Genomic DNA, 20976 nt, shown 5'->3' on the forward strand with positions numbered 1-20976 from the left:
GATGGCATCTATAGTGCCCGCAGGGCTTTCACCTTGGCCAGGATGGAGGCCTTGCCGGTATCAATCTTGTCCGCGTCAGTTCTGTTTGAGAGCAAGGCCCGTTCTTTCTTCCCAAGGAAGTAGTGAACTCGCTCTACGCTATTCCCTGAAGGGTGGGGCAGGCCATTCAACACCTGGGCGGGGTTAACCAGGCCCTTCGCTTCAAGGTAAGTGAAGACCTTCGACACCTCGTCGCCCAACGGTACATAGATGCAATCCTGGCCGAGTAGTCTGATCTCTTCGACAAGCGCCAGCTCAATCTGTCTGAGCAACGCAGGCTGTTTCACCATGGACGGGCTTCCACTGTAATTCTCGCCATCCAGGAAGACCGGGTTGCGCAACGCCGACGTGTAATGGACGAGATTGCTGTAAGCGCCAAACAAGTCCGCACAATTGGTGATTCCCAACACCTCATCAAGACCAATATGGTTGAGCATTGCGATCAGGTTTGGGCGCATGTCACCGGAGAAACTGCCAAACTTTTTTGCCTTCTGCTTGGCGACCTCAGCACTGTCCCCGTTGAGCATGGATTTGCGCGCTTCCTCCAGGGCATTCAATGCTTGTTGTTTGCCGGGGGTGATTCCACAGATCACCACCTTTGCGTCACGGTTGATATGGTCGAAGGGGGCGTAAAAGGTCTGGAACCGACCCTCCGTCGACACCAGCAGCTTATTGGACATGGGATTCCCGAAGAACGATGTCTTCGGGTTGCTGATCAGGTCTTGGTAACGCTCAAATGTGCTCATGCTTAAGTCCCTTGTTCATGGAAAACCAGAGACTAGCCGAGGGTCTGGGCGATGCCTATACCGCAAACCCCGAACGCCGGGTTTCGCCACACTTTCGCCGCGTTTAGCCATGGATCCCCGTGATTCGCCAGGATTCCCCGCGTTTCGCCATAGCCAGGGCGGGCATCGCCAGGGACATTCAAGCGTCCAGGATTGTCTTTGGCTTTGCGCCGTAGTGCTTTGAATAGATGGCCATCGAAATATCAATCAACGTTGCCTTGTCGGGCATATTTCCTGCCGACGTGATAAAGCACGCCTGAGCAGTTCTTTGGCCTGCTTGTGTTTCCCAGTCCAGAACGACGACATGTTTCTCGTCATTCGTTTTGTCATCAACCAATGATTTCCAGCTGTTCTGGCAGCTGGCGAACGACGTCATGGCCAAGGCCATTGGCTCGCCGAGCTCTAATTTTTGGGCAAAATCGTGTTTCGAGTCGTACTCAGCAATAGCCGACACATAGAGATCCAAGGGGTTCATAAGCCGGACAACCTCAGCAATTTTGCCAGAGCCTGACAGGATGTCCTTGAGCAGCGGTGTGGTGATATTGAACATGAACCTTGGGCCCGAGATGGCCGAGATCGAATAGAGCCAGAATCCAGTATCCTTGGTGCGAGGTAGGCTACTTAAATCAGACCAGTCTGCGGCCTGGAGCCTCGATAAAATCTGTGAAGGCTGTTTTTCGATTGCCATGTATCCATTTCCTCAATTTGGAGTCCAAGCGTGGCGCTGGGATCACCTTGCCTAAACGTTTTGCAGTCGCCCAATCAGCTTTCAACTGCGCCGAAGAGAGGATAGCCGTTTGTGAGAAGGTTATCTGAAAAAATAAGTGAAAATAAATGTGTAGTAAAGATGGAGGTTAAACTCAACAAAGGCCTATAAATCGGCGCATTCAGGCAGATAATATTTGAAAATAAATGTGTAGATAGCGATGCATATCATCTAGAATTGGTGGCATGTTTGATTGCCTGGTTGGCCCGTATGACCCTGATAACCGATAAAAGCTGGTTGAATCCAGTCCTCACCGATCAGCTCCCTCAATCGTTGCTCGACCGGGCCGAGACGCTTCCGGCAAAAACAGCTTTCCTGGCCGGCAGACTGGCGCCAGAAACCGCTTCCAGGCTTACCCAGCTGCTGCGTGTGACGAACACCTACTACTCGAACATGATCGAGGGTCAATACACCGAGCCCGCCGCGATGCAGAAAGCTCAGAACGCCCCAAAGAGAGAGCGCCAACAGCTGGGCGACTTGGCGGTCAAGCACATGGATGTGCAACGGCTGTACGAGAGGGCGTTACGCCGGTACCCGACCGATTTCAAGTCCATGTTCTCCCCGGATCTGATCCGCTCTGTACATCGTCAGCTGTTCGAGGGCTCCGATGAGGCCAGTCGCCGTCTTTCGGATGGGCGCATCATGGAGCCCGGCACGCTGCGCAGTCGTCCCGATGAGGAAGTGGTGGTCGGTACTCACTTGGCGCCAGCAGCTGCCGTAGTAACCCCAATGCTCGAACACCTGCAATGGGGATTCGGGAACATCCAAGATCCTCGCCGGCGTATCATCGCGGCCTTGGCTAACCACCATCGCCTGGCCTTCGTGCATCCGTTCCTAGATGGCAATGGACGGGTCTGCCGCATGATCACGCACCTGCAATTGGCGCAGATTGGCCTGCAGCCGGATCTGTGGTCATTGTCTCGAGGCCTGGCTCGCCGGCACCAAGAATACTACTCGGTATTGGCCAAGGCCGACCGGCCCCGCGAGGGCGACTTGGATGGCCGTGGGCAACTGTCACAGAAGCACTACTTCAACTTCATCGAGTTCATGCTCGACGTCTGCCATGACCAGGTGGACTACATGACCGCTGCCTTGAACCGCGAGAAGATGCGCGAACGCGTGATCAGGGCATTCAAGACCAACGAGCGCCTCCTTGACGCCGGGGTACGGCCTGACACAGCGCCAGCAGTGCTCGCGCTACTGTTGCAAGGGTCATTACCACGCTCGGAGTTCAAAATGTTCTCCGGTCTACCACCACGCGGTGCGATTGACGAGCTGAGTAGGCTGATCAAGCTGGGCGTTGTGTTGAGTCCAACCCCTAAGTCACGGACGGTGGAGCCTGGCTTGCCCGCGTGGTTTGCTCAGCAGATTTTTCACGAACTTCACATGCGCATCCAGGCTTAGAAAATTCGTCGGCGTGACTCCCAGATATTTGATAAAAAAACACCCAGCACAACCCGCGAGCGGAGGATTAGGAATGGAACACAGCTTCACGTTGAAATACCAGCTGCCGCCAGAAACCGGCGCAATTGATGCGCTTGTCGAACGCTTTGCGCAGGAAGGCTGTGATGATGCTCTGGTCGGGGGCGGGCAACAAGGTTACCTGGCTTTGCAGTTTATCCGTGAGGCGGCAACAGCGCGGGAAGCTATAGAAAGCGCCATGGAAGATATTCGCAGAGCCTCACCTCACGCACTCTTGATAGAGATATCTCCTGAGTTACAGGGCCTAGTGGCGTCTGACTCGCCATAGTCCTGAGCAGGAGCTGGAAGGGGCAGTAACAGGTTCAGATTCCCGATAGGTCAACGTTACCGGTGACTTCGGCGAGTTCGAAACCTGTTCACCATCTTCAAGCTGCATCAGGTAGTCATTCCACGCAGCACCGTCACCCTCGTCATGGTGGATGGCGTGGGACTGAGGTCTGAGACCACGCTTTACTCGGTCACGACTGGCTGCATCAAGTGCATAGGTTGTGATCGTATAGCCGTCCTGGAGCTTCTCCTGGACTTTATCTTCCAGCAGCCTACTGAGTTCTGCCTTGTCCATAGTAACCCTCGTTGCTCGAAACACAGACCCATACAATCGTAGAAGAACTGTCGAGATAATCCACCTAGGGGCTGGCTTGACCGCCAGGTGATCGATCAATGGCGTAAAGTCACGCCAGCCAAGCGGAGAAAGCAGCTGAGGAAACTTTGCTATCGAAGCATGTTGTAGTAGGCTTTCGATTTTAGAGATTTAAACTCTACCCGTACTCAGGATTTTTTCATGAAAAAGACAGTAATCGAAAAGAAACTTAGTGTCGAAAGCATTGTGTCCTTTATACATACTCGTGGAAGAGTTAATCAGGGTCTTGCTGTCTTCGCCTATAGTGAAAACCCCGAAGCGCGCAACGAATTTATAGGGAAACTAATTGAGCATATAGAGAACGACAAGACGGATTCTCGTCTGTTTATAGGGCAGCTTGATGTGAGCGTAAGATTTTCCGATAAAACAATTTATAGCAGACTGTTCCAAAAGAGCTCAAGAGGGCAAATGGAGGACTATACAAGGAAGGAGGTTATTAAAGGCCTAAGGGATATTACGATAATTAAGAACCCTCAAGACCTGCTTATCAACACTAAAAAAGAATTGCAAACAGACATGGCGTTAATTAGAGCGATAACATCAAGGGATCATGGAAAAGTTGTTATGTTTATTGGCCCAAAGTCCATCATTAAAATCATGGAATTAGATAGCGATCTTTCCTCGTTATCCTTAAGTGGCGAAATAGAAAACTAATTCCGAGGTTTTCCCAATCAATCGCACACTATGACTATTACTACCAATACGCATTGTGGCCTGGAAACACTGTGCGGTTAGCGATCAGTGGTTTGTATCAGACAACTACCACTTGAATTGAGGGTATTGATCGATATAACTGTAATCATCAAAATCTGGCAGTTCATTTCGATATATGACGGCCAAAACCGAATCCATGGAGTTCACGAGAGCCCATAGCTGAGCCTTTCGCTGTTCAGGCGTTAGTGTCAGAAAGTAGTGCGTACGGCTCGCAGAACTCTTGAAGATTGCGGTAGGGCCTGATGTTCCGATCCGTAAGGCTACCTCAAGGAAATTATTACCGGTGCCGGGAATCATTACATTGAGCGACGATTCGATGACGTCCTCAAGCGCGTACATGATTGCTTGGTGATTCCGGTCAAGCGTCGGCATAAAAGCCATGGCGGCCCGCAACAAGCCAGCTTGCCAAAGCAAATCTGTCCAAAACCAGTCAAACCCATAAATCGGCGTTTTGTCTTCACCATACCAGTCCCGCGTGCTTTTTCGTCGATAACCTCTGTGCGCCTGGTCGATATCAGAGAGCAGTAACAGTAGCGGGCTTTCCTCGGTGTTCCTGATTAAAAGGCTTTTTGTTTGAATGTCGTCGACGAATCCCCATAGCGCCTTGAGCTCATACATGTCTCCCCAAAGCACAATACCGGCGTTTGATTTTCTCTTCTCGAACAGCATGAGATAAGCCCCTTGCTAACGAATGGTGACAACCATAAAAGGTTAGCACCTCCGAGGGGGGCCTCAGTTTGAATATCGATTTTCTTTGCCAATTAAGGCTGACTAAAGACCTACGGGGCAGGCGATTCCTGCTCAAGGGCAAGATCAACGGCCAACTCAAATGCCTTCTTGAACTTGTTCCTGAATCCGCCAATACCGATGCCACTGCATTTTTCCAAGCTGTTCTGCCAGGTAGCATCAGCGTACGTAAACGTGCCGAACCCTTTCCGCGCATCATGCTCTTGGCCCTCAACCCAGCCCCAGTCCGGCTGTAGCTCAACATCAGGTTTTGTCAGCAAAAGCTCCAAGGCGGATGGGCTGATCTTCATCACGACTGGGTGGGAACGCCCACAATCCTCGTACTCGGCTTCACCGGATTCGCTGGCATAGCGTTCTGCATCCTCCAGGGAGGATGTCAGGTTTAGGTAGGATGGATCCTCGTGGCGCTTTCGCCATGCCTTGCGCGTCGTGCCGTGGTAGAAAACGGGTAGGGCAGGTGAAGCATTCTCCGCATCTGGCCCCTTGACCGCCGCAGCTTCTATTGTCAGATCAACAGGAATGTTTGGCAGCTCGATGACTCCGTCGTGAAACTGTGCGATCTGACTCGGGTCGAAAACCACGTACTCGCCAACCGAACCATCTTCCTCGACGCCAAAGACGCCGTCGTACCCATTTGAGATCAAACTTTTGACCTGTTCGGTGCTGAGCACCTGGCTATCATAGCCGTCCATAACGAAAGGGTTGTTAATTCGAATAAAGGCTGCGATGACGTAGGGCTGCTCGCATTCGACTTCGCTGTCCATGTGAGCATGTTGTTTTGCAGCTTTGAACGACGGCGTGAAATACGCGCCTTCCAGATCAACATGGCGCGATGAATTGAAACGCCGATCCTCTCGCGATGTTCCATGAAAAACCATCAGAGGTGCGCCGGCAGGCGTCGTAACGCGACTCTGCTGAAACCAGTCCTTGAAGGCCTTGCAGCTGCTGAGTTCTTCAGGGGCCGCCACAGGATCAGGAATTGGCAGATGAGAAGGATCCATGTTGAGATCTTCAGGGATGGCATAGGCTGGGTTCATAAAGGTTCTGTCGCTCGAAACGCCGGGGCATGGAGTGCTACCTCTAAGCTTACGGTTGGAGCTTGAAACCCATCAACGCCGACGTCCTCTACTGTATGCTGATAGCAGGTGGTATGGCTCCATATGATGGAAGGCAATTGATGCGAATAACCGAAATGATCGAGGTGGAAACCGTCACTGACATCGTCTGCGACGTCTGCGGAAAATCAACCTTCCTCGTCAATGGTGGACACCAGTTCGGCACGCTCAAGGCTGACTGGGGATACGGCACAACCCATGACGGGGAACGCTATGAAGTTCACCTGTGTGAGCTTTGCTTCTTCCAGGCCTTGGCCAACATCAAGCAGGAGCTGCGCACCAATACCCTGTTCCGTGAGAACGGCCCCGATCAGGGAGAAAATTTCGGACTGGTGTCGAAGGGCAATTATTTCGGCGACGCCTGGGATCCGATCAGCAGCCGGCGCAAATAGAAAGACCGCCGTATTAGGGCGGTCTCTCTATGACGCATTGGCTAGTAGGGCCGTTGCGGCGTTTCACAGGAAGCTTCGACGCGTGTCGATAGTGTCAAAGGTCAGGGGCAATTTCAACTCTATCTTCAGACCCCAGCAGACCACCAGGACGAGCATCTGGTCGAGCGTCTGGCTTTGGTCAAAAAACAGAACCACGTCGCCTGGCGGCACCTTAACGTGACGTCATCCCAAAAGTTACCGGTGTCAACGTTGACAAGTGTTTTCCCTCGCGTTAATACACCTAAGTGACTGAACTGTTTGGACTTTAGGCATCTGTCAACAAATGTACTGAGCAGATAATAATGCTTTAGTTATCTGCCTGCGGTCGGGATGGTGCCATTTGTTGACACACCTAGGTGGTGACACAGCGAGCAATGCCCAAGACGGCTTTCCTTGCGGTCAGAGCGAATCACAGCCCTGGCTCGTCCATCTCCCATCGAGGGTTTCTCCTCGTGGGCTCTTGGGTTGGCTCAGGTGCTTCCTCGATGGCCATAGCAACTTGTGACCGAAAGAATTGATCAATCACGACCAAAGCATCATCAACCTCAACATCCCATTCAGCCTTGGCCATAGGACGACCGCTCGTTTTTAGGGTTAGGTGAAATAACTCATCCTCGCTCAGGTCACTCAAGACGACCGAGCTCCGGGTGATAAAGCCGTTCCTGGATTCCGGATAGCAGCCGTTGATATCGAACATCATCGCATCTGCCGGGTTAGAGACCCACGCATGATCGATGTAGGCGTCATCTGTCCCATCATTTAGCACAACACTGATCGGCCAGCCTATTGATCTATGGAGCGCGGCAGCCAGGTACATGCAACGACCACAGGCGTACATCAGGTCAATGTCGTCAGGGATATTTTCCGGAGTGTACGCAGGGATTTTGACTAATGCCCTGTGGCATTGGTCAGTGGCTCCCTGTGCAATGTGTTCGCTTCGCGCCATGACCATCAATGAATCCTTGGTGAATCCCTGCCTGCATTAAGCTTTGCACAGGAGTGCATATGCCTACAAATGGATGGCAGTTCAGGGCCAAGGGAGGTTGGCAACAAAAAGGACGCCGCTTTATCTAGCAGCGTCCACGTCGAGAGCCTGGCTTCGCTAATGGGGTTAGAACGACAATCCATCGTCACGCTCTAGATTTTTTGTTGGCATAGCCAGAAGTGTTATTCCAATCTCTTTGGCAAAATCCTTGAATTCTGTAACGATTCCTGGGGTGATATCTCTGTTCAGCATGTACTCTGGGTAGAGATGTGGATCGCCATATGCGTTGAATTTGTTGGCCACCACCATCAACGCGGAAATTCTTGCCCACTTTATCGGTGTCGGGATTTGCTGAAGACCTAGAGACATAACCTTTCCAAGGTACTCTGGATGACGCTGAAGAAAGGCTTTCACCAGGGGATCTGTGCCAACAGGCCCTGATTCCTGTTCAGCGATCCATCGAGCGCAGGTTTCTTCTTTAGTGCCTGGACGAAAAGCCGAAGTCTTTGTCCAGATCACCGAAGGATTGATCGCTTCGTGATCGTTGGCTTTTCCGCTCACTGCACGCTCGTGCAACACGATGGCCTGCTCGACTGCGGAGGCTGTTATATCAAACGACGCCTTGTCCGTGAATTCCTCAAGGCGCCAAATCATCCTTGAAGTTTCGGGTGGGGCAAGTGGGTCAGCCCTGTGTTTCTGGCCTGTTGCAATGGGGTTGTCCTCATGCCATATGCGCATGTTTGAGAACATGGTGTTCACGGGGTCTCTGAGATACGTAACCCCTTTGGCCATAGCCTGAGAAAGACTTGGCGCGGAGAACATCAGGCACGACAGATTATCGTCATCGTCCATGCTCACCGTGTATTTGGTCATGAAAATATCTTCCCTGACCAGGGCCTTGTTGACTTGATCGATGACGTAGATTTCGTCATCCATCACTCTCGTCTCATAAGTCTCTTCGAGCGAAGCCGGCAGGGTCAGATCAGGCTCCTGAATGCTCAACAGGTCGACCAAGTCACGGTTCAAGACCTGGGTGAAAAATCCAAGCAGAGCTTTCTGCTGCACCACATCAGAAGCGTTGTAGAGTTCGGCCAATTTACCCCAATGGACATTTGGACTAACCAATGCCTCGGACATAAAGAAACTCTCGATCTGAGACAGATTCGCGTGACCTTTTTCTTCCTCGAACTCATTGATCTCCGGTTCTTGTAATAGAGCCAAGGCCTGAAGGCCGGCCTTGTTCACGATGGGCATTCCATCCCACATCGGCTCCATCGCCTTGCAAAGACCCGTAAACGTCGCTTCGCTGAGATTTTCAAGAGCCGCTATCTGCAACTGGCCGACACGGGAGGGCAGGTAAAAATTGGCATCTCGAAATGCGACGTCTGTATTGCTTGGCCAGTTGGCCATCGTCTGCCCAGGAGGTGCGAATTCACCAAAATCAGCTTCGTACTTGAGTTGAATCAGCGGGTGGGAGTTGATGCTTGGCGGTTTCAAAGAGGTTGGATGTGGCGCAGACATGATTTTGCTCGCTCGGGTGCTTATAGCTCCATTGTGCTGTGTAAGCGCGGACTGAAGCAATTGAGGCACACGGTTGGGCTGAAGGAAGACGCCAGAGGCTGGAGCCGTCGAAAGGTCATTCCCTCGCTGGCCCTGGTTGTGTCCAAAGCATAAGCAGCCCGCCTTAAGGGCGGGAATGCCGACCCTTTCGCTGATCATCCCCAACTGCTCGATGCGGGGCGGAAAAGCTTAACTACCGCTCAGCCTGCCAACTACTCGTCGCCTTGAAGAACGGCGTAAGGGATCCCTACGGTTTAAGGCCACTTGCGATGCCCGCTAACTCCAGTTGCTCATGGAAGATCGAACCCTGGAAGGCATGGCATCAATAAATTGCATGACTTAGACGTCCTAGCCTAAAATATTTACATAGGTGATGACAGAGTTGAGAGTGGTCGCGCAAATGAAAAGTAAAAAAATCGATTATAAAATCTCTGTAACGCCAGCCAGGAATATGTGCGACTACGAAGACTCTCACCTATTTGTCAAAAATTTTAAGATTTCAGCCAAGAAGGGCGAAAAAGAGATTGGTGTAGCTAACGGATATATATTTAACATGCGCGCCTTAGCTGAATGCAACATGCTAGATATTCTGGATGACACCGAAACAACAGATAGGCTGTTCTGCTCCTTGTATCACAGCACGCCGTTAAATGCCGACATTGAAAGCATGGTTAAAGGGTTCAAACCAGAGTGCCTCGAGGCTATAAATGAAAATTTTGAGTGCTCATTCGATTCTGTAGATGATCACGATGACGCTTGGTTTAGTCATTACGATATAACAATTGGATTTCTTGATAGTGTAGATGTTCGCAAGGAGTACAGAGGTCTTGGTATTGGCTCAAAAATGATGAACATGCTAAAGCGATTTAGGAATACCGTTGATTTTATGTTTCTTCAGAGCTACCCAGGAGAAGTCTATGAGGAACTTCGAGACCTTAAGATTAGCTATGATGAGGAAGATCAGTATCTCAAAACTGACGCAGGAAAGAAGCAACTGATGGATGGGCAACTTAATATCGATAAGTTTTATTCGAGTCGCGGATATAAGCCATTCAAAGTAGATGGTTGGACGTGGATGGTTATTGATAAGCAGGGCCTCAAGACATTGGAAAAAGAATCCAAAAAAGAAATACAAACGCCGTCTTTCGATCCGTGTTGACCGACCGATCCGACTGAGGTTGGAATTTTTTTTCGATGCGTCCCCCTAGGCCGTCTTCACAAGCTCTTGAGATCTACAAGCTGGTGCGAAATAGCATTACTTGTACCCACTCAATCATGGAGCGACCTAGATGAACGACTCAGTAATCGACTACGCGCTGGAATGCACGCCGGCCCAGGAGCGGGCTCGTCTCACCAAAATTGTTGTTGCGCTGACCGAGGACGAAGTTGGCGAAGTGGCTGCGCGTGTCTACCAGGCTGTCAGCCGTTTTAACCTCTACCGCAATGACACTCCAGGCTCTGCAGGCGGGACAGCCTATAACGCCTTGGTGGGCGCTATCAGGGCGGTGATGATGGTTCGATAGGGGATATCTGAGCTGACTACGGTAGGTGCTGCGAAAACTATTGAGGGCGGACTGGCCACCATCGCTGACATCTCAATTACATGCCGAAATCAACATCGGGTTACTTTCGCACATGAACATCATCCTTGAAGGCGTTCAGGATACTGGTTACCTTCTCGAAGGCCTCGCGGGATGGTGTTTTCGGCCCGGCATGCTATATTTCCAGAACATACCTATGCCATTATTTAGCAAATTAAGGTGCATGATCATTATCAATGTAAGTGGAGGTCGTCATGATCACTGCAATTGATGCTGAAAAACAAATTAACGAATTAATTGCCAAGCAGGACGTTTCTGCCACGATCAATGAATTCAAATCAAGAATTGAAGTGGAGATAGAATTAGAAAAGGTTGTCCTATTTGGAAGCAGGGCTCGGGGAGATAATGACCTTGATAGTGATATTGATATCAGTCATTGTGCCAAATCCTCCCGTCACGTATGTAGAAAAAAGACTGTTTGCAAAAAAGCTATCGAAAGTTACTTTCGATATAGAGCTAAGAACTGGCTTGGTTATTAACCCGTTAATAGTCGGCGTTGCTGAATTTAATAAAACAGATGGTTTATCAGAACTTTTAAAGAACATTAGACATGACGGAGTTGAAATTAGATGAGAAAAGATATTCTAGATAAGCCTAAGTCGCTTGGTAAGGCTCCTGATGGATTAAAGTCCAAGTAATTACTCGCTAAACTCAGCCTCATTACTCTCGAGATAGTCATTTGGATATGTCAACTTTGGCGAGACTGAAGTCACATGCTGAACTCCGCATCTGGCTCCTTCCTCGCATGAACCTCATCCTTGATGGCATTGAGGATGCTGGTAGCTTTGTCGAAGGCTGCGTCTGATGGCGTTCTCGGCCCGGCGTACTCGAAGGATGTTCCACCATCCTTGTCGGTATACAGCACCAGGTGCTCACCCTCGGCGAGCTTGAAGATCCAGGTTTTCCAAGGGTATTTGCCATCAAACGTAAACGCCGGCTCGCCCCACAGTTTTTTGTAAGCGTCGAGGTGGCTGACACCAAGCCGGTAAAAGCCTTTCTTGTCCTTGTCCATCATGTCGGTAAGGAATTCATGGAGTCTGTCTACCATGAAGATCGGCTCTGGTTGGGCTTGCCCAAGCCACTCGCTGGTGGTGTTGACCAGCTCAATTCCTGCCAAGTCGATTTTATTGCTCATAGATAACCCTGGTGATAGTCAGGCGGTCGCCGGCGAAGATCAGGCCTCAGGCCTGAAGTACATCCGGATGATATGTGTGTGTCTGGAGGCTTTTTTGCAGGCGCTGGCGCTCTATACCCTCAACGACATTTTTTAAAACGTACCCCATGCTCTTCTCGGCGGCGCTTTCACTTTCCCACTCTGAACTGGTGGACACCAGATAGTCGTGCGTCACGTCAGTCAGTCGGGCTTTTGACGTGAGGGGACGGTAGGGCGCACCAAAGTCAGGGGTTGCTAAATCTGAGACCGACCATTCTGTAAGCACAAAGATTGATGAGCGCTCTGGGAGCACGACGCCGCCAATAACCCTGCTAGCCAAAGCGCCGGCCAGTGGCTTATGCCAGTCAATCGGCTTGCCATTACCGATGTTGAGGACTGCAATGATGGGCGAGCCGTCATGGTCGTTCAGAAGATTTTCCATTTGCTCTGAAAACGGGCTATCCAGAGTTAGGAATACTGATTTACCGAGGGGCTCGACCTGAGATGCCAAGGTAGCCATGAAACTATTAGTGCTATCAGTTAGAAATATGCGATCCACGGGATATCCTCTTTTCCCAATTATCTCCATTGCCTGCCCAAGAAAGCAATAAACCCTGTTGTCCACCGTATGGCAATGATTGCTAGTTATGCGTAAGGGGGCGGCAGGACGGTTCAATATTGGATTTCATCATGGTAACCTGAGAACCAATACATGGGTGTTATGGGGGCTTTATGAAGGCTTATCACTATGCATTTGACGACAAAGGTGTGCGGCTCTCTTCCATCATTGTTGCAGAGAATTTAAGGCACGCTGCAAAGCTCTTCTTTGAGTCTCCTAATGGTGAGTTCTTCCGCAAAAAACACAAAATCACCCATGATATATCCCTGGGCTTTTCTGATGATCATGAGCATGAATCTGGAGAGGTTGTGACGCCAGGGTGGACTTTAAATATTAAGGTTTATCAGAGGGGCGACTACTAACTGGCCGCGAGGCAGGAAATAGAAAATCGACGGAAGATTTTGGACTGTAATCCGTTTTTATAATTGCGGGAGTTCCATCGCTCTGGCAATGTTCCGCCTGAGTCAATGCAATGAGAATGACTCAACACTGTGATCGTCATCAAGCCGAGGACGACGCTTCGCAATGTACGGTTGGCTAGGCTTGTAGTCCGGATTGAACCCGCGTTGATGCGGGTACTTTCCATTTTGGTCTGGCCAAAGCATCTGCTTGTAGGTCGGCTTCTTACCTTCGTCTTCGAAGTAGGCATCTGCCTGGATGGTATAAGCAGAGGCTTCCTCGTTATCCACGCTCTCAAGGAGCATGGTCACACTCCAGATATCCTCAATCTTGCGACCATCTTTCGGGCGATGGCACATCCTCAACTCGTTGAAGTACTCCATGATGGCGCCATGGATCGCCTGTGGCGGAAGGCCGAAGACGATGAGCTCCGGTGCGCCAATGTTGGTCATTCCGATTGTGTAGCTGAAAGGCGGGGATTCCTCAGAGCCCATCACATGCTGAATGTGCAACCCATGGCTGGATATGTTGCTGGTGATCATGGCCCTGATTCGCAGGGCGATCTCGCTGTCGCTGGGTCTCATCGTTGGCTCGTGATGTTAATTTAATACCGGCTTAGATTAGCAACTAATCCCCTGGTAGGTATACAGCATGACCATCATGGCAGGGCGGGTAGGGCTGCCTGGCTGGGATCAGGGTTCGTAACCAGCATCCGGGGTCGAGGTTTTGGTGTGAAAAATCAGGTTGTCGATCAATTCCGATCTTTGGCCCGTGCAGACATACAGGGCGAGCTTCTCCTGGTACGCCGGCATATTCAGCCTGACCTCATTCTCAATGGATCGAGGCAGGGGGTAATACTTCAGGAAGGAGTCGACATAAGATCCCAGGAAAACGTCCCTGAAGATCTCAACGTTACCGAATTCATAAACACCAAGCAGCGCCTCGATGTAGTCGCGCTTTTTCATGATGTCGAATGAGATCGGCATGCAACCATGCGCAAGCAACGGTACGTTGGCCATCATCCGGGATGTCCTTTTATTGCAATCCGCAAAGGCCTGGACGTAGGGAACTCTGGTCATCAGGTAAAAAGCTGCCTCTATAGGGTTTTCAATCTCGCTAGCCGCGTTCATTACGTAATCGATGAGGTCGTAGATTTTCTCCTGCCCGGTGCCTGGGTAGTAGGAGGGCGGGGTATAGGCCGTGTTATCGATATCCATCAGCTCTGTTGTTCTAATCTGGCCCAATTCATGTTTGAGCACAAAATGTTTAGTCGGGCCTTGAATCTCACCTGGATCTGCAATGCAAACGTGGATGGCCTTTAGCATGCGCAAAGAAACGTCTTTGCTTTGGATTACGAGGTCAAAAGCACGCTTATGATTGATGATCATTTGGGTGTCTTCCGCAGAAGCATGTTCAGCAGCGACCCCATACTGGAGCAGTTTCTGGGTGTCCAAGTGACTGTACAGGTTGCCCTCGAGGACAGACGAAGACCAGGCGATATCGACCATGAAGTTCGCTTTTTTAGCCTTTGTAAGTTGTACTTTTTTCGGGAAAACCTCATCCAACCTAAGGAGAGCGTCTTTACCAATGCCCGGTGCATACTCAAGGAACTGGCGTGAAAACTGCGCCGGTCGGCGCTCGTTCGGCCTGGTTTTAGCAAAAAGCTTCTTGAGTTTATCTTTCACGTTTATCTCCCCGTATCCAGGAGCTCAGTATAACAAGTCAGCATCTCTAATCGTGATAGTGATGCAGATCATCTGAGGGCCTGGGTCGGTTTTTAACGAAATAAGGACAAAAAGCCATTTCCAGTCAATCAATGGGTGGAAAGGCCGTTTCCTGTCAAACAATCAGGAGACAAACCCATAATCACTGCCCAGATCAGCGCAGGCCATTTTCATCCCTGATCAACGATGCCGCCGACTTTTGAAAAAGCAACAAGCCGTGATCGCCAGCCAGGCATCAGTCACTTTCAAAAGCATGTCGACAGAGAGATGCGAGCGACCGCGCTGGGCCAGACATCGTCATTTGAAAAATGAAGAGAAAACCCTGGGCGCGAAAAATCGAGAGAAGAAAGGTGATGTTATACCGTTACCTATATGTGCGATATCCGATAATGGCTAGACCCGGATATTGCACATAGGGCGCTTCTGTGCGACTATTCCTGGGCTTTTTCCCATTTTTTCGTTTTTGGGTTTTTCGCGGATTTTCTACTTGAGGGTTTTCTTGTGGCTGCCAAACCGTTACCGCTGTTCGACACGTTCAAGAAATTTCACGAGCTGAACTTTAATCGCGTCACAAGCGAATTGCCAGTCGTTCAAGAATACCTGGCGTCATTTCCAAGTCAGCTGCAAGCCGTCGAAGGCTACAAAGCTGTCCGAGGCTTCCTCAGGTCTTACGCCGGCAACGACGCTACCTTCAACTCGTATCGAACCCACGTTGAGCGCATGCTGCTCTGGTCACTGCTGGTGGCCAAGAAGCCACTCCTCGAGCTCAGCCGCACCGACGCCGAGCGCTTCATGGAGTTTTGCCTCAATCCACTGCCAGAATGGATCGGCCCGGTCGTCAAATCCCGCTTTATCCGCATTGGTGGCAGAAAAGCATCAGATGAAGATCCCTATGAGGTCAACTCTGAGTGGCGCCCTTTTAACCTGACCACCTCCAAACGCGCCCTGAAACTCGCCCAAGAGCAAAACCGTGAGGTTGAGGACAAACCCTACGAGATGTCCCAGGGTTCGGTGGCCCAGGTCTTTGCGGTGTGCGGCAGCTTCTTCAAGTACGCGACCGACGAAGGCCTTACGGATAAAGCCAACCCGATCCGGGCGATCAAGCAGAAATCCAAATACAAACAGCGCAACACGGACACCAGCGCCACCAAGTCACTGACTCCTTTCCAGTGGGATTACGTCCTGCAAACCGCTGAAACCATGGCTGCCGAGGCGCCAACTCACGAACGCACCTTGTTCATCCTGGCCACGGCCTTTTCGATGTACCTTCGGGTATCGGACATGGTTGGCCGGGATAACTGGACACCACGCATGAAGGATTTTCGCAAGGACAGCAATGGTAACTGGTGGTACCACGTGGTCGGTAAAGGAAACAAAGCCGCCAAGATCAGCGTGCGCGACGAGTACCTGGACTACCTCAAGCGGTACCGGGCGCACCTGAACATGACGCCACTGCCCTCCCCTGATGACAACACGCCGCTGCTGGCTACCTTGAATGGCCGCTCTGGTCTGTCTGACCGCCATATCCGGTTGCTGCTCCAGGAGGTTTTCGACAAGGCTCTTGAACGCATGAAGGCTGAAGGTCGGACAGAAGACGAGCTCGACAATTTACGCTCAGCGTCGCTGCACTGGCTCCGGCACACCTCGGCCACTTTTGATGCGCCGTACCGCGAAACCAAGGATTTGCAGGCTGACCTGCGCCACGAGAGTATGAAAACCACGCAGGACACCTACTACAACACCCTGGATGACGAACGCGCCCGCTCGGTGAAGAAGCTTGGGCTGAAGGATCGCGGCTGATCAGCGCCAAAAGGAATGGATATGTCAGTGAACATGAGCAGGCTCGATACGATGATGAACCACTTCCTTCGCGAAGGGTTCACAGGAACCGTGGAAAATAGACTTAGAACCAAGCCAAGCACCACTACAGAGACTTTCATAGAAAAAGTTGAGGGCGGATGGTCTGTAACTGTCAGGCATAGCCACAACAACATTGAAAAAGTTGTGGTTAGTGTCGAAGACTTGATGTTCTGGTTGTACTCCAGAACATTTTAGCCATGGATAAGTGTGAGTAATCAATGCCCGTAGCGCCTCAAAACCTCGCTGAGATTCAGCACCGGTGGTGCGAAGCCTTCACCAATGAACAAGGCCGCATCACCGCCTGGACGTTTGTGCCAAGAGCCATTGTCGACGAAGTGCTTGCAGGCAAGATTCAGACCTGCCCCATGGAGTTCTCTGACCAAGGGCTTTTGTTTCGCCTGGCCTACGAATGGATGAAAGACGCCATGGATGAGGCAGGCGTAAAAGGCCGAGAAGCTGGCATAAATCCCTGGTGGTGCTGGATTCAAACGAACGCAGACCAGACCCGGCCAACCTCCTTGGAGGCAGATGGAACCTCTGTCCTGTTGGAGCTCAGCCTCGATCCCAAGGACGTTCTACTGTCTGATTTCGACATGTGGCACGTACCGCTGAACTACTGGCTCAACGGTGAAGGTGATGAGGTTGAAGCTTTTGAAAACGAGCTGGAGTTGGCGGGTCTCAATATCTACGAAGACAAGCCGCTTCCGTATCCCTTTCACACTCGCGTCCAAGCCAGCTGGCGGGAAATTTTCTGTCTGGATCGCGTGAATGGGTATACCTGTGAACTGAAGGACAAGACCATTCAGGGTGTGTTCTGGAAAATAAGGCCAGAGAGTATAAAGGGAATCGTTGAGACTTAGCAGAAAGCCAAGGTAGCTAATGCGGAATCTGCGACGTCAGAGAAAAAACGACCAGCCATGTGATCTACTACAATCCACTGAAATTAGCGATCACGATCAGATCTCGAGGTGACACTTGAAAAAGATAAAATTGACTAATTTCGAGGAAAATCACGGCTTTGTCCCCACACGATCTATGGGGATGGTTTGGCGTGACGAGATAGATTCCGATTTCTTCCCGGCGCTAGCTTGTATAATTAGCGACTACGATCAGTTCATTTGCGATATAATTGACATTGACAAGTTTTATTCGTTTCATGAGTTTTTATGCCCAATTACCATAGATGACTATACCAATATAACTCAATCGTTCAGAGATAATATTCAATACTTTCAGCACGGTTCTATACATATTTTGGAACAGGCCTGGAGCTTCATCGGTGGCGGAGGCGATACATTTAAACACGCTGAGATTTCATGCAAAAGCATAACCCCAAATATAGGCAGGATATTTATTTGCAGCAATTACAATGCTGGTCTTTGCTTGTTTGTGTTGAGTAGTGAGAAGTATAACGATTACGAATCTATTTTCTTTCATCATACTCCAGTCATCGAAATCGCCCCTGCCACTTATGATAATCTAGGAGCAATGATCGCGATGCATAACCTTGCAAGATGCAAGGAGTCAGAGGATATTTTAATACATTTTATCGAAGATAACATTGCAACTAAAATAAAAGATGACAGTGATATCTAAAGTTAGATGAGACTTCCATTTGAATAAAGGATCATTATGATCCGCGTCAGATTGATCAGGCACGCCCAGAGCGCAGCAACGCCGACCTCCCTAAAACCGATCCCAGCGCCATACCGCTCACGCAGGCAGGACAGCGCCAGGCCCTGGAGCTAGCTGATGCCATCACGTCAGCGCCCGACCTCATCATATCCTCGCCCTACCTTCGCGCCATGGATACCGCGCTACCGACAGTCTCTCGATGCCCGGACGTGCCGTTCGAAGTCTGGGCAGTCGAAGAGTTTACCTATTTGGCTCCAAATCGATTTGCCGGATCCACCCAGGTTGACCGAAAACCTTACGTGGAAAGCTACTTGTCGAACGGTGATGCGGCCCTGGTCGATGGCCCTGGCGCCGAGTCTTGTGAGCAGCTACTGGGTCGTGCACGGGCCGTGTTGGCCAGGCTCGAGGCTCATGAGGCTCATGAGGCCCAGGATGTCCTGGTGTTCAGTCATGGGCAATTCATCCGAGCCGTGGCATGGGTCATCAAGCACGGCGCCGCTGCTGGTTCTCCAGACCGTATGCGTGAGTTCCGGGTCGCAGATGTGTGTGAGCCACTGGGGAATTGCTGCAGCTATCAGTTGGTGTTTGGCGGGGGCATGTGGACGGTCGAGCGACAGCTTGATCCATCTGGCCAGGTGGCGCTCATCGATGGCTTTTGCACCGGGCTCAAGATTATTTAGGTGGGCGATGCAAAATAACGCCTCTTCGGCGTAGCGAAGAAAACCCTGTCGTGTTCAGCCCACATGGGGTTGCGTTACGCCCATGAAATGATTATTGTTCGAGCAGGGCATGTGCATCCCTTCCGCTCACACTGGAAAATCAAAATCAGGCACAATTGTTATATGTTGTTAGTTATTGCATACATTTTCTAACACAACCAGCGTCTGAAATTGTACGAGTGAGCCGTAGTTAACCAAATAATTGGTTGTTCAGACTACTGGAAAATATATATGAGCGATTTTACCGAAGAGATGATCCAAAGAGCTTTCTCCGCACTTAAGGATTTTGCTGAAGATGAGGCGCTCAACCCTCCTCATCAGTTTTTTTCAGAGCCTCAGCGCCCTTCTACAGCACTAGAAAACTCGCTAAAGGTATCTGGGCTTCAGGAGATATTTCACAAAGACCCAGCCAGGTTTGTCGAGATATGTATCGCTAGGATCAAAGCTAAAGCCTCGATTCTAAGTTGCTTCGCTGACATAACAAGGATCAGCGCCCTTAATATTGCAGCCTCATTGTGCTATTTCAATTCATGGCGCGATCTTCATGAATATTCAAAACTTCTACCATCCATGAACGCCAAGAGCGTCATCGCGGATGCAAGGACATTTAAGTTATCAATAGGCGCTTGGGCTATCACTGAAGGCACAGGCTTCACTGAAACTATCGAAACTCACTTCAAGCTTTCCGCATTAATTCTTGGTGGTGAAAAAGGAGCAAGCGACCAACGAATTGAATACATTGCAAGGAAAACATTTAGTGATTCTAGTATTCAGTCAAAGGCTTTTGGTCAACTAGAAATTTTTAGCATGATCGAGTCAATCAATTCCAATGTTGATCAGTTTATGATTACCGACCTAATCTCAACATACCCACTGACTAATCAACAAAAGCCGCTCGATCTCGATCAAATTGAGATCATGGATTTACTCGAAGTCTTTGCCTTTGCGAAGACAGACGACTATATGTCGTACAAGAAATACTCAGAGCTCCTCTGTCGCCGCATCAAGCACCACATAAGATATTACATAGAAAACACAACCCGTGATATCGCAGGGTTGTTTTATGAAGATTCACTTTCTGATAAAAACAGTCTTCTTATTAAATTTGGGCACCCAAGCATCGATAATGAAATCAATGATTTCATCAAAAGCCGGTTCCATAAATTAGGCCGCCCGGCTTTAAGCTTCCTGGTAAAGCAACCCAATCAATACCGCATGTATGGCGAAGAAAACAATGCGCGTCTTGACTACCATAGAACCGAGTCAACAAAGATCTGCCTTGATAGAAAGCCACTAGAGTCAGGTGTTTTCTTAAGCGTATTCAGAAAGTATAGAAAGTGTGAAGAACCTAGACAAGATAAACTCTATGAGGTTTTTGCTGTAGCCGAGGATTCTGGTGGGCTAGTTATTGGCTATATTTCAATTGATTACACCAACAGCCAGTATCGCTCATTAGGTGCGCATGCAGAGATGCTCAATGATCATGATAATACTGAAAGCCTTGAGATGCTTCATTCTATTGGCCTCAGATGTCAGGATGGTCAATCCTACTGGGATTACCAATCGGCTGCGTTTGTATTTGATTGGGAGGTTGCGATCTCACACCAGAATAAAGGAATTGGTACTGAGTTATTCCATGAGGCCTTTCGCCAAGGACTCAAGGGCTTAAAAAAGCCAGAAGTTGTAATTGCTAATGTTGAACCGCTGCGCTATCCAGTAACGCCGACTTGCGCTTTGAAGAAATTACCCTTCTTGAATTACAATAAAGATAAAGATGTTATCGAGAGTATTTGGAATAAAGTCACAACCAGAAGCTCTAATTTCGGAGGTATCTGGTGTGACTTTGTTGCAGGAGGACATTGCGGGCATTATCACGGAATTGGTAACTCATTTTATCGAGGAATAAATGAGATCCGGGCAATGGATTTGGATTAATCCTGCCAAGCGATGCCAGGGGATGCCCTCGGCATCATAGGCCAAACTCACACACCTTTGCCTACCT

The 20976-nt window shown here is 49.9% G+C and carries 23 protein-coding genes; 13 read left to right on the forward strand and 10 right to left on the reverse strand.

All coding sequences use genetic code 11. The features are described from left to right. Window positions 1-8: 8 nt before the first annotated feature. Together NQL71_RS31090 and NQL71_RS31095 are read right to left on the reverse strand one after the other, a co-directional pair. On the reverse strand, window positions 9-785 hold the full coding sequence (locus NQL71_RS31090; RefSeq protein WP_274644677.1) for a hypothetical protein: 777 nt from the start codon (window positions 783-785) through the stop codon (window positions 9-11). A 178-nt stretch (window positions 786-963) separates the two neighbouring features. After that, complete coding sequence (locus tag NQL71_RS31095) at window positions 964-1512, reverse strand: hypothetical protein (RefSeq protein ID WP_274644678.1); 549 nt, start codon at window positions 1510-1512, stop codon at window positions 964-966. Between the two features lie 288 nt (window positions 1513-1800). Here NQL71_RS31095 and NQL71_RS31100 point away from each other — a divergent pair, with 288 nt between their 5' ends. The 3 genes from NQL71_RS31100 to NQL71_RS31110 all read left to right on the forward strand — a co-directional run bounded on the left by NQL71_RS31100 (window position 1801) and on the right by NQL71_RS31110 (window position 4366). Continuing rightward, complete coding sequence (locus NQL71_RS31100; protein WP_274644679.1) at window positions 1801-2994, forward strand: Fic family protein; 1194 nt, start codon at window positions 1801-1803, stop codon at window positions 2992-2994. Window positions 2995-3067: 73 nt separating this feature from the next. Further along, a complete protein-coding gene (locus NQL71_RS31105; protein WP_274644680.1) occupies window positions 3068-3340 on the forward strand; it encodes a hypothetical protein in 273 nt (90 codons plus the stop codon). Between the two features lie 513 nt (window positions 3341-3853). Further along, a complete protein-coding gene (locus NQL71_RS31110) occupies window positions 3854-4366 on the forward strand; it encodes a hypothetical protein (protein ID WP_274644681.1) in 513 nt (170 codons plus the stop codon). A gap of 105 nt (window positions 4367-4471) precedes the next feature. On the opposite strand, the gene NQL71_RS31115 is transcribed toward NQL71_RS31110, so the two are convergent. Together NQL71_RS31115 and NQL71_RS31120 are read right to left on the reverse strand one after the other, a co-directional pair. Then, window positions 4472-5095, reverse strand: coding sequence for a DUF6904 family protein (locus NQL71_RS31115; protein ID WP_274644682.1), 624 nt, complete (start codon window positions 5093-5095; stop codon window positions 4472-4474). 110 nt (window positions 5096-5205) lie between these two features. Continuing rightward, window positions 5206-6210, reverse strand: coding sequence for an ADP-ribosyltransferase-containing protein (locus tag NQL71_RS31120; RefSeq protein ID WP_274644683.1), 1005 nt, complete (start codon window positions 6208-6210; stop codon window positions 5206-5208). Window positions 6211-6272: 62 nt separating this feature from the next. On the opposite strand from NQL71_RS31120, the gene NQL71_RS31125 reads away from it, so the two are divergent. Beyond that, window positions 6273-6680: a hypothetical protein gene (locus tag NQL71_RS31125; RefSeq protein ID WP_343228901.1), complete on the forward strand. Its 408-nt coding sequence runs from the start codon at window positions 6273-6275 to the stop codon at window positions 6678-6680. Between the two features lie 448 nt (window positions 6681-7128). Here NQL71_RS31125 and NQL71_RS31130 read toward each other — a convergent pair whose 3' ends face one another. After that, on the reverse strand, window positions 7129-7671 hold the full coding sequence (locus NQL71_RS31130; protein WP_274644684.1) for a hypothetical protein: 543 nt from the start codon (window positions 7669-7671) through the stop codon (window positions 7129-7131). Window positions 7672-7830: 159 nt separating this feature from the next. Then, the gene (locus NQL71_RS31135) at window positions 7831-9225 is read right to left on the reverse strand and encodes a hypothetical protein (protein WP_274644685.1); all 1395 of its coding nucleotides are present in this window, start codon (window positions 9223-9225) and stop codon (window positions 7831-7833) included. Between the two features lie 439 nt (window positions 9226-9664). Here NQL71_RS31135 and NQL71_RS31140 point away from each other — a divergent pair, with 439 nt between their 5' ends. The 3 genes from NQL71_RS31140 (at window position 9665) to NQL71_RS31150 (ending at window position 11344) form a co-directional block, all read left to right on the forward strand. Further along, window positions 9665-10423: a GNAT family N-acetyltransferase gene (locus NQL71_RS31140; protein WP_274644686.1), complete on the forward strand. Its 759-nt coding sequence runs from the start codon at window positions 9665-9667 to the stop codon at window positions 10421-10423. Between the two features lie 130 nt (window positions 10424-10553). Continuing rightward, on the forward strand, window positions 10554-10787 hold the full coding sequence (locus tag NQL71_RS31145; RefSeq protein ID WP_274644687.1) for a hypothetical protein: 234 nt from the start codon (window positions 10554-10556) through the stop codon (window positions 10785-10787). Window positions 10788-11059: 272 nt separating this feature from the next. Continuing rightward, entirely contained in the window at window positions 11060-11344 is a 285-nt protein-coding gene (locus NQL71_RS31150) for a nucleotidyltransferase domain-containing protein (RefSeq protein WP_274644688.1), read from the forward strand. Window positions 11345-11574: 230 nt separating this feature from the next. Here NQL71_RS31150 and NQL71_RS31155 read toward each other — a convergent pair whose 3' ends face one another. Further along, complete coding sequence (locus NQL71_RS31155; RefSeq protein WP_274644689.1) at window positions 11575-12000, reverse strand: hypothetical protein; 426 nt, start codon at window positions 11998-12000, stop codon at window positions 11575-11577. A 46-nt stretch (window positions 12001-12046) separates the two neighbouring features. Then, window positions 12047-12577, reverse strand: coding sequence for a hypothetical protein (locus NQL71_RS31160; protein ID WP_274644690.1), 531 nt, complete (start codon window positions 12575-12577; stop codon window positions 12047-12049). A gap of 173 nt (window positions 12578-12750) precedes the next feature. On the opposite strand from NQL71_RS31160, the gene NQL71_RS31165 reads away from it, so the two are divergent. Then, complete coding sequence (locus tag NQL71_RS31165; protein WP_274644691.1) at window positions 12751-12999, forward strand: hypothetical protein; 249 nt, start codon at window positions 12751-12753, stop codon at window positions 12997-12999. Window positions 13000-13101: 102 nt separating this feature from the next. On the opposite strand, the gene NQL71_RS31170 is transcribed toward NQL71_RS31165, so the two are convergent. Both NQL71_RS31170 and NQL71_RS31175 read right to left on the reverse strand, forming a co-directional pair. Continuing rightward, window positions 13102-13620, reverse strand: coding sequence for a DUF4262 domain-containing protein (locus tag NQL71_RS31170; protein ID WP_274644692.1), 519 nt, complete (start codon window positions 13618-13620; stop codon window positions 13102-13104). A 108-nt stretch (window positions 13621-13728) separates the two neighbouring features. Beyond that, window positions 13729-14721: a Fic family protein gene (locus NQL71_RS31175; RefSeq protein ID WP_274644693.1), complete on the reverse strand. Its 993-nt coding sequence runs from the start codon at window positions 14719-14721 to the stop codon at window positions 13729-13731. Window positions 14722-15261: 540 nt separating this feature from the next. Between NQL71_RS31175 and NQL71_RS31180 the strand changes: the two genes are divergently transcribed. From NQL71_RS31180 to NQL71_RS31200, 5 genes are all read left to right on the forward strand, one after another. Beyond that, complete coding sequence (locus tag NQL71_RS31180) at window positions 15262-16560, forward strand: tyrosine-type recombinase/integrase (RefSeq protein WP_274644694.1); 1299 nt, start codon at window positions 15262-15264, stop codon at window positions 16558-16560. A 278-nt stretch (window positions 16561-16838) separates the two neighbouring features. Beyond that, window positions 16839-17480, forward strand: coding sequence for a DUF3841 domain-containing protein (locus NQL71_RS31185; protein ID WP_274644695.1), 642 nt, complete (start codon window positions 16839-16841; stop codon window positions 17478-17480). A 115-nt stretch (window positions 17481-17595) separates the two neighbouring features. Further along, window positions 17596-18216 (forward strand): hypothetical protein, encoded by a 621-nt coding sequence (locus tag NQL71_RS31190; RefSeq protein ID WP_274644696.1) that lies wholly within the window; start codon window positions 17596-17598, stop codon window positions 18214-18216. Window positions 18217-18377: 161 nt separating this feature from the next. Beyond that, a complete protein-coding gene (locus NQL71_RS31195; protein WP_274645078.1) occupies window positions 18378-18935 on the forward strand; it encodes a histidine phosphatase family protein in 558 nt (185 codons plus the stop codon). A gap of 270 nt (window positions 18936-19205) precedes the next feature. Then, window positions 19206-20909 carry a hypothetical protein gene (locus NQL71_RS31200; RefSeq protein ID WP_274644697.1) on the forward strand — a complete coding sequence of 568 codons (1704 nt, stop codon included), beginning with the start codon at window positions 19206-19208 and terminating at the stop codon, window positions 20907-20909. The last annotated feature ends 67 nt before the right edge of the window (window positions 20910-20976 follow it).

It is taken from the genome of Pseudomonas serbica, assembly GCF_028823535.1.
Lineage (GTDB): Bacteria > Pseudomonadota > Gammaproteobacteria > Pseudomonadales > Pseudomonadaceae > Aquipseudomonas > Aquipseudomonas serbica.

What these genes read in the sequence shown, in the direction of transcription:
- NQL71_RS31110 (WP_274644681.1), top strand. Translation starts at nt 3,854, where the DNA reads ATGAAAAAGACAGTAATCGAAAAGAAACTTAGTGTCGAAAGCATTGTG.
- NQL71_RS31185 (WP_274644695.1), top strand. Translation starts at nt 16,839, where the DNA reads ATGCCCGTAGCGCCTCAAAACCTCGCTGAGATTCAGCACCGGTGGTGC.
- NQL71_RS31105 (WP_274644680.1), top strand. Translation starts at nt 3,068, where the DNA reads ATGGAACACAGCTTCACGTTGAAATACCAGCTGCCGCCAGAAACCGGC.
- NQL71_RS31100 (WP_274644679.1), top strand. Translation starts at nt 1,801, where the DNA reads ATGACCCTGATAACCGATAAAAGCTGGTTGAATCCAGTCCTCACCGAT.
- NQL71_RS31140 (WP_274644686.1), top strand. Translation starts at nt 9,665, where the DNA reads ATGAAAAGTAAAAAAATCGATTATAAAATCTCTGTAACGCCAGCCAGG.
- NQL71_RS31155 (WP_274644689.1), bottom strand. Translation starts at nt 12,000, where the DNA reads ATGAGCAATAAAATCGACTTGGCAGGAATTGAGCTGGTCAACACCACC.
- NQL71_RS31145 (WP_274644687.1), top strand. Translation starts at nt 10,554, where the DNA reads ATGAACGACTCAGTAATCGACTACGCGCTGGAATGCACGCCGGCCCAG.
- NQL71_RS31130 (WP_274644684.1), bottom strand. Translation starts at nt 7,671, where the DNA reads ATGGTCATGGCGCGAAGCGAACACATTGCACAGGGAGCCACTGACCAA.
- NQL71_RS31170 (WP_274644692.1), bottom strand. Translation starts at nt 13,620, where the DNA reads ATGAGACCCAGCGACAGCGAGATCGCCCTGCGAATCAGGGCCATGATC.
- NQL71_RS31165 (WP_274644691.1), top strand. Translation starts at nt 12,751, where the DNA reads ATGAAGGCTTATCACTATGCATTTGACGACAAAGGTGTGCGGCTCTCT.
- NQL71_RS31090 (WP_274644677.1), bottom strand. Translation starts at nt 785, where the DNA reads ATGAGCACATTTGAGCGTTACCAAGACCTGATCAGCAACCCGAAGACA.
- NQL71_RS31115 (WP_274644682.1), bottom strand. Translation starts at nt 5,095, where the DNA reads ATGCTGTTCGAGAAGAGAAAATCAAACGCCGGTATTGTGCTTTGGGGA.
- NQL71_RS31200 (WP_274644697.1), top strand. Translation starts at nt 19,206, where the DNA reads ATGAGCGATTTTACCGAAGAGATGATCCAAAGAGCTTTCTCCGCACTT.
- NQL71_RS31095 (WP_274644678.1), bottom strand. Translation starts at nt 1,512, where the DNA reads ATGGCAATCGAAAAACAGCCTTCACAGATTTTATCGAGGCTCCAGGCC.
- NQL71_RS31120 (WP_274644683.1), bottom strand. Translation starts at nt 6,210, where the DNA reads ATGAACCCAGCCTATGCCATCCCTGAAGATCTCAACATGGATCCTTCT.
- NQL71_RS31150 (WP_274644688.1), top strand. Translation starts at nt 11,060, where the DNA reads ATGATCACTGCAATTGATGCTGAAAAACAAATTAACGAATTAATTGCC.
- NQL71_RS31135 (WP_274644685.1), bottom strand. Translation starts at nt 9,225, where the DNA reads ATGTCTGCGCCACATCCAACCTCTTTGAAACCGCCAAGCATCAACTCC.